Raw genomic sequence first — 6,839 nt, forward strand, 5'->3', positions numbered from 1 at the left:
CTGCAACGGCGGCCGGAACTCCCCCGACCTCCACCACCACCGGCGGCTTCACGCCTCGGCGGCAAAGTGTCACGAAACCCCCTACCTCCCTTGCCGATCACCGCGCTAACGTCAGACCTCTGATCCATGCCATGGGCACCGCAGTGCCGAAGACGTTCCTTCCAGCCCCCCAACAGAAACCCCTAGGAGGAAGAGCCGTGAGCTCTGGCAAGAAGATCTGGTCGGCGGCCCTGCTCGCCACCGCCATGCTGGCGGTCACCGCGGCCTGCGGAAGCGGCGAGAGCAGCACCGACGGCAAGGTCAAACTGCGCTTCGCCTACTGGGGCAGTGACTCCCGTCGCGAAATGACAGAAGCGGCGATCGCGAAGTTTGAGGAGAAAAACCCAAACATCGACGTCGAAGGCGAAATCTCCGACTTCCCCAGCTACTACGAACGCCTCGCCACCCAAGTCGCCGGCCGCGACGCACCCGACGTCATAACCCTCGAAATCCGCGCCGTACGCGAATACGCGGAACGCGGCGCACTGGCCGACCTCGCCTCTAAGGTCAGCGCCGCCGACATCGACAGCAAAATCCTCGCCACCGGCGTCGTCGACGGAAAACAGTACGCCATCCCCAGCGGCGTCAACTCCTTCACCATGGTCATCAACCCCGCCCTGGTCAAGCGCGCCAAAGCCACACCCCCCGACGACAGCTCATGGACCTGGGAGGACTTCGTCGAGCTCTGCTCCGACGTCACAGCCGGCACCGGCGGCAAAGTCACCGGAACACAACTGTCCTGGAACCCCGCCTACCTCCAGATCTACGCCGCACAAAAGGGCGAACTCCTGTACAACGGCAACAAACTCGGCATCACCCCCCAAACCCTCAAAGACTGGTGGGCCATCACCCAGGACCTGATCAAAACCAAAGGCTCCCCCACCGCCGACAAAAGCTCCGAACTCTACGACGCCGGCATCGAACAGACCCTCATCGGCACCAACACCGGCGCCACCAGCCTGATCTGGACCAACGTCCTCGGCGCAGCCACCAAGGCATCAGGCCAGGAACTCGAACTCGTACGCATGCCCAAGATCGAAGGCGCCCAGACCAGCGGCATGTTCCTGCAACCCGCCATGTTCTACACCGCCTCCGCCAGGTCGGAGAACTCCGCCGAAGCCGCGAAGTTCATCGACTTCATGATCAACGACCCCGAAGTCGGCGGGATCGTCCTCAGCGATCGCGGCCTGCCCGCCAACGCCAAGGTGCTGTCCGCCGTCAGCGACAAACTGCCCGAAGCCGACCAGAAAACCCTGGCGTTCGTGAACGAGGTCCGCGGCGAACTCGCCGACCCGCCCGCCGCCCCACCCAAGGGCTCCAGCGCCATGGAAGGCATCCTCAGGCGATACTCCGAAGAAGTCATCTTCAACCGGATGACCCCCGACGAGGCCGCCCAGAAACTCATCACCGAATCCAACGCCCTGCTCGCCGGCTGACCACCACCGCGCACCCCGCCGACCTCCAGACGGGGTGCGCTCCCTCGTCGTTGAGTTGGGTCTGAAGTGTGAACGGTGAGGTTTTGTCCAAACCCGACGCCTTTACAAAGTAAGGTCAATCTTCAGAGGCGCTGCACGGAGGCATCGGTCAGGCGTTACTTCGTTGGACGGTTCCTCATTGTTGCCGGCCCCCTTGAACCCGCGACCGCCGGCGCGCGTACCTGGACATGGTCTCTCCTCCGGACCCATAGAAAGGTGCGCGAGATGAAGCATCTGCGGATCATCGCGGCATCCAGCCTGACCGCTCTGGGCGTGGGCCTTGCCGTGTTCACCATCTTCGCTCCCGCACCGAGCAGCACCGCGACCGCCCATGACCACCCCACTCGGCCCGTCGCGGACACGCCTCTGCCCGGGGCCAGCCTTGACCGTATCCTCGCCGCGATCAAATGCGACCGCCCGTCGGTTCAGGTCGATGCTTCCGAACTACGCCAGGTGTCCTGCCGGACCGGCGCGGGCCGCTACGTCGTCATGACCTTCACCACGCGAAAGAACCAGGACGCGTGGTACGAAGGAGCGCGGGCCTACGGCGGAACGTATCTCGTAGGCGACCGGTGGACCGTCGTCTCCGACCCGAAGCTCCTTGCCGAGCCCCACGCTCAACTCGGCGGCCGTATCGAGACCCACCATCACTGAACGCCCTGCCTTCAGGCGTGCCACACGATCACCGGACGGTACGTGGCTGGGTCAGTGGGTGGCGCTGAGCTGGTCGAGCAGCAGCGTCAGGCGGGCCTCACCCCGGACAAAAGCGCCTGGAAGCCGTCTTGGAGCGGCTCCCGGGGTGTCGTCCTGGCCGAACGGGAGGTCCACGGCCATCGTGAACATGGCGTCGTACAGCGCGGGGTTCCTCGGCGAACGACATGTAGGCCCTGGCCAGCCCCTCCAGCGCGGTCCGCGGCTCGCCCGTCCTGGTCCGCATGGTCACCGTCGCCACTCTCATCGTGGCGTGACCGAGGCTGCGCGGTGTCCTCAAGGGGCGCGTGCTCATGCCAGCCCGGCGGGGTGACCGCAGAGTCCGAAGGCATTCCGGGATCCCAGCGCAGCTCAAGATGCGTTGGGCGATGGCGTGATCGCGTCCAAGCTTCATTTCCCTCTTGCCATTCCTCCAGAACTGTATCTACTATACACAGTGTCTGAGAGATACAGTTCTCCAGGAAACGGCACGTCGGTGCCAGATGTCGTGATGCCCTGGACGGATTCACGGCCGCCGCAACCTCCTGAGCCACTGAAGAAGGAGCGCGATCATGGGTAAGCTCCGCGTCCACACCTTCTCTCGCGCCGGACGGTTCCGGCACCGGCAAGCGCGTCCACGCCGGGCCGGGATCATGGCCGCCGGCACCACGTTCCGCTACCTCGACGCCCCACGCGCCGAGGCCCTCAAGATCGCCCCGGAGGCGGCGTCCGGTTGTGGGACAGCCATGAAGGCGCTGGAGGAGGCGTACGACATCGAGGCGGTCCCCGCACTTGGCGGCGTCATCCACCTGACGGTCGCCGGCAAGAGCCGCTGACCAGCAACACCGCTTCCGCCGACCGGCCGCTGAACATATGCGGGGTTGCCGCCGGCGCCCTGGGCATGGCCGCCTCCCGGTTCCGGAGACGATCACGCCTTTGTCTTTTGTGGCGGACGACGGGCGTACCAGAAACCGAACCGCGTCGACCCGGCGCGTGCTGAGACAGGAACTCACATGGGAACGATCGGCAGCTCCACGTTCGTCAGCCTGGACGGCGTGGTCAATCACATGGACAAGTGGCACTTCGACTACATCGACGACGAGTCCAACGAGCTGGCGTTGGAGCAGCTCCAGGCCGCGGACGCGATGCTGATGGGCCGCACGACCTACGAGGTGTACGCCGGCGCCTGGCCGGAACGGGACGGCGAGTACGCGGACACGATCAACGCCATGCCCAAGTACGTCGCCTCCACGACCCTCAGCGAGCCGGCGTGGCACAACACCAGCGTGCTCGAGGGCGACCTGATCGAGGCGGTCAAGACGCTGCGTGCCGAGGACACGTCGATCCTGATGCACGGCTACGGTCCGGTGGCCAAGAACCTGCTGCAGGCGGACCTCCTCGACGAGCTCCACCTGTGGGTGCACCCGCACCTGGCCGGAGTCGGCGACGCGGGCGACCTGCTCCTCCACCCCGGCCTCACCAAGAAGCTCGAACTGACCGCGACCCGCACGCTCGGCTCCGGAATCGTCGTCCTCACCCTCCGCAACCCCGACGCCTGACCATCCCGGGCGAAGCCGGGCCGGCGGCCTTCATCACGCCGCGCAATCTCGAACAATAGACCGTCGTGCCCGGCCATCACACGCCCGCCGCTCCTCATCGCAGCAGGGATCCAGCAGGAAGCCAGCAGGGCACCGACTGACACCCCGCCGACCGTGACGGCCTCGCCACGGTCGGCCGGCAGGGCGAAGTCCCCGCGAATGGCCCATCGATGACAACGGGGGTGTCGATTCGGCTTGAGCCCGTTCGTAGCCGAAGTGAGAGACCGGTAACGGCCGGTCGCCACGTACCGGAGGCCCATCATGTCCGTCACCACCACCGGCCAGGAGAGCGTGAGCGCCACCCTCACCTTCGCCGCCCCCGCCGCGAGGGTGTTCGCGGTGCTGGCCGACCCGACGACCCATGCCGCCATCGACGGCACGGGCTGGGTCCAGCAGGCCGCCGACCCGGAGCCGCTGACCGCGGTGGGGCAGATCTTCAGGATGGCCATGCATCACGCGGGCCATCCGGACGGAGACTACGAGACGGTCAATCAGGTCGAGGTGCTCGACCCGCCGCGTGCCATCGGCTGGCTGACGGGATACGAGAAGGACGACGGCCGGCTGGAGTTCGGCGGGTGGCTCTGGCGTTACGACCTGGTGCCGCTCGGCCGGTCCGAGACCGGGGTGACGCTCACCTACGACTGGTCGGCGGTGCCGCAGAGCATCCGGGAGTATCTCCAGTTCCCGCCCTTCGGCCCTGATCATCTGACCGGCTCGCTGCACCACCTGGCCGAGCTTGTCCACGCCAGAGCCGGTCAGTGACGCACTTCCCCCTCTTTCCGCGGCCGATGTCGAATGGCATCGAGCCGGTTCGTCGCCAAAGTAGAGGCCGGCAAAGAGCCGGCCCTCGTACCGGAGGTCCAGCGATGTCCGTCACCACCGCCACTGCCACTGCTTCCACGAAGAACCTGATCGTCGGCGGCCTGGCCGCCACGGCCGCCGCCGCCGCCGCGACCATGGGCGTCGCCGCGTCGGGTCGGCTCGCCGGGATCGGGCTCGCTGTCGGCGGTGCGCCGATCCCGTTGTCGGGGTTCGCCACGCTGACCGCCATCTTCTCCATGCTGGGCCTGGTACTGGCCCTGATCCTGGCCCGCACGACCCGCCGTCCGCGCGTGGCGTTCGTCCGTACCACGATGGTGCTCACCGCGTTGTCCCTGGTGCCCGATGTGCTGGTGGACGCGCCCACGGCCACGAAGGTGCTGCTGATGTTGACGCACGTGGTCGCCGCCGCGATCGTTGTCCCGGTCATCGCCCGCCGCCTGCCTGCCTGACCTTCAGGAGAGCCCATGAAGAAATACCTGCTGGCCGTCCAGTTCGACGAGAGCGCGCCGTGGCCGCAGGAGGAGGAGCTGCAGGCGCAGATGGCCCGGACCGACGAGGTCACCGCCGAGATGCGGCAGGCCGGGTCGTGGGTGTTCGTCGGCGGCCTGCTGGCCTCGCACGCCACCACGGTCGTGCGACCCGGCAACGGCACGACCACGATGACCGACGGCCCCTTCGCGGAGACCAAGGAGCAACTCGGCGGGTTCTGGGTGATCCAGTGCGACGACCTGGACCAGGCGCTGGCCTGGGCCGAGAAGTGCGCGCTGGCGTGCGGGTCCCCGATCGAGGTGCGTCCCTTCGTGGACGCGCAGTGGGGCTGAGCGCGCGGATGGACCTGGACGGCATCTACCGGGCGGAGTACGGCCGGTGCGTGGCCACGCTGACGCGCCTGCTCGGTGACATCGGGCTCGCCGAGGAGGCCGTGCAGGACGCCTTCGCGGTGGCCGTCCAGAAGTGGGACGAGCCACCGCCCAACCCGGGCGGGTGGATCGTGACCACCGCCCGCAACCGGGCCATCGACCGCCTGCGCCGCGAGTCCACCCGCGAGGCCCGCCACGCCCAGGCATCGCTGCTGCACCAAGCCGACGAGCCACAGGAGGTGGGACCGGTGCGCGACGACCAGCTCCGCATGATCTTCACCTGCTGCCACCCGGCGCTGTCACCGCTCGCGCGGACCGCGCTCACGCTGCGCCTGCTCGGCGGGCTGGAGGTGGCGGAGATCGCACGGGCCTACCTGGTGCCGGAGACGGCCGTCTTCCAGCGGATCGTCCGCGCGAAGAAGAAGATCCGCGACGCCGGCATCCCCTATCGGGTGCCGGACGCCGCCGACCTGCCCGACCGGCTGGCATCGGTCCTCACCGTGCTCTACCTGGTCTTCAACGAGGGATACACTTCCACTTCCGGGCAGCTGCTGCGCACGGACCTCTGCCTGGAGGCCGTACGCCTGGCCAGGGAGCTGGCCGGGCTGATGCCCGACGAGCCGGAGGCGATCGGCCTGCTGGCGCTGCTGCTGCTGACGGAAGCCCGCCGGCCCGCGCGGGTGGGGCCTTCGGGCGAGCTTGTGGTCCTCGCCGAGCAGGACCGCTCGTTGTGGAACCGGGAACTGATCGCCGAAGGACACGAGCTGGTCCGCCGTTGCCTGCGCCGTAACCAGCCGGGGCCGTACCAGTTGCAGGCCGCGATCAACGCCGTGCACACCGACGGCCCGGCGACCGACTGGCCGCAGGTGCTGGCGCTCTACGACCAGTTGCTGCACCACGCCCCGACCCCGATCGTGGCGCTGAACCGCGCCGTCGCCGTCGCCGAGGTGCACGGTCCGGCAATCGCACTGGCCGCCGTCGACGGGCTGGACCTGCCGGGCTACCACCTGCTGCCGGCCACCCGCGCCGACCTGCTCACCCGCCTGGGCCGCACGGCTGAGGCCGTCGCCGCGTACGACGAGGCCATCGCCCTGGCCACCAACGACACCGAACGAACCTTCCTCCAGGCGCGACGCGCGCGCATGACCACTGACGACTGAGGCGACGGCCCTGCGCCGGAGGGTGGCTTCCGGCGCAGGGCCGTGCGCAGGGACGTCAGACTTCTTCGACGCTGCTCGGCTCACGCCGGGACAGGTCGATACCGAGCTCCTCCGCGGCGCGGAAGACGTCCTCGTCGGTGTCACGCATCTCGATGGACATGCCGTCGCTGGAGAGCACCTCGACGTTGAGGCACA

At 67.9% G+C, this 6,839-nt stretch carries 9 protein-coding genes; 8 read left to right on the top strand and 1 reads right to left on the bottom strand.

The window, feature by feature from the left end; all coding sequences use genetic code 11:
• Positions 1–197 precede the first annotated feature (197 nt).
• Together GUY59_RS45210 and GUY59_RS45215 are read left to right on the top strand one after the other, a co-directional pair.
• The gene (locus tag GUY59_RS45210; protein WP_161715067.1) at positions 198–1,475 is read left to right on the top strand and encodes an ABC transporter substrate-binding protein; all 1,278 of its coding nucleotides are present in this window, start codon (positions 198–200) and stop codon (positions 1,473–1,475) included.
• Positions 1,476–1,739: 264 nt separating this feature from the next.
• On the top strand, positions 1,740–2,168 hold the full coding sequence (locus tag GUY59_RS45215; protein ID WP_138208433.1) for a hypothetical protein: 429 nt from the start codon (positions 1,740–1,742) through the stop codon (positions 2,166–2,168).
• A 51-nt stretch (positions 2,169–2,219) separates the two neighbouring features.
• Here GUY59_RS45215 and GUY59_RS50390 read toward each other — a convergent pair whose 3' ends face one another.
• Positions 2,220–2,348, bottom strand: a complete 129-nt coding sequence (locus GUY59_RS50390) for a hypothetical protein (RefSeq protein WP_269129094.1) — start codon at positions 2,346–2,348, stop codon at positions 2,220–2,222.
• A gap of 428 nt (positions 2,349–2,776) precedes the next feature.
• Between GUY59_RS50390 and GUY59_RS45225 the strand changes: the two genes are divergently transcribed.
• From GUY59_RS45225 to GUY59_RS45250, 6 genes are all read left to right on the top strand, one after another.
• Positions 2,777–3,040, top strand: a complete 264-nt coding sequence (locus GUY59_RS45225; RefSeq protein WP_138208434.1) for a hypothetical protein — start codon at positions 2,777–2,779, stop codon at positions 3,038–3,040.
• A 177-nt stretch (positions 3,041–3,217) separates the two neighbouring features.
• Positions 3,218–3,763 carry a dihydrofolate reductase family protein gene (locus GUY59_RS45230; RefSeq protein WP_138208435.1) on the top strand — a complete coding sequence of 182 codons (546 nt, stop codon included), beginning with the start codon at positions 3,218–3,220 and terminating at the stop codon, positions 3,761–3,763.
• 300 nt (positions 3,764–4,063) lie between these two features.
• Entirely contained in the window at positions 4,064–4,564 is a 501-nt protein-coding gene (locus GUY59_RS45235) for a polyketide cyclase (RefSeq protein WP_138208436.1), read from the top strand.
• Positions 4,565–4,668: 104 nt separating this feature from the next.
• Positions 4,669–5,073 (top strand): DUF6069 family protein, encoded by a 405-nt coding sequence (locus GUY59_RS45240; protein ID WP_138208437.1) that lies wholly within the window; start codon positions 4,669–4,671, stop codon positions 5,071–5,073.
• 15 nt (positions 5,074–5,088) lie between these two features.
• The gene (locus GUY59_RS45245) at positions 5,089–5,445 is read left to right on the top strand and encodes a YciI family protein (RefSeq protein ID WP_138208438.1); all 357 of its coding nucleotides are present in this window, start codon (positions 5,089–5,091) and stop codon (positions 5,443–5,445) included.
• On the top strand, positions 5,436–6,644 hold the full coding sequence (locus tag GUY59_RS45250; protein WP_252375258.1) for an RNA polymerase sigma factor: 1,209 nt from the start codon (positions 5,436–5,438) through the stop codon (positions 6,642–6,644). The genes GUY59_RS45245 and GUY59_RS45250 overlap by 10 nt, the downstream gene beginning before the upstream one ends.
• Positions 6,645–6,839 lie beyond the last annotated feature (195 nt).

It is taken from the genome of Nonomuraea sp. K271 (assembly GCF_009908215.1).
Lineage (GTDB): Bacteria > Actinomycetota > Actinomycetes > Streptosporangiales > Streptosporangiaceae > Nonomuraea > Nonomuraea longispora.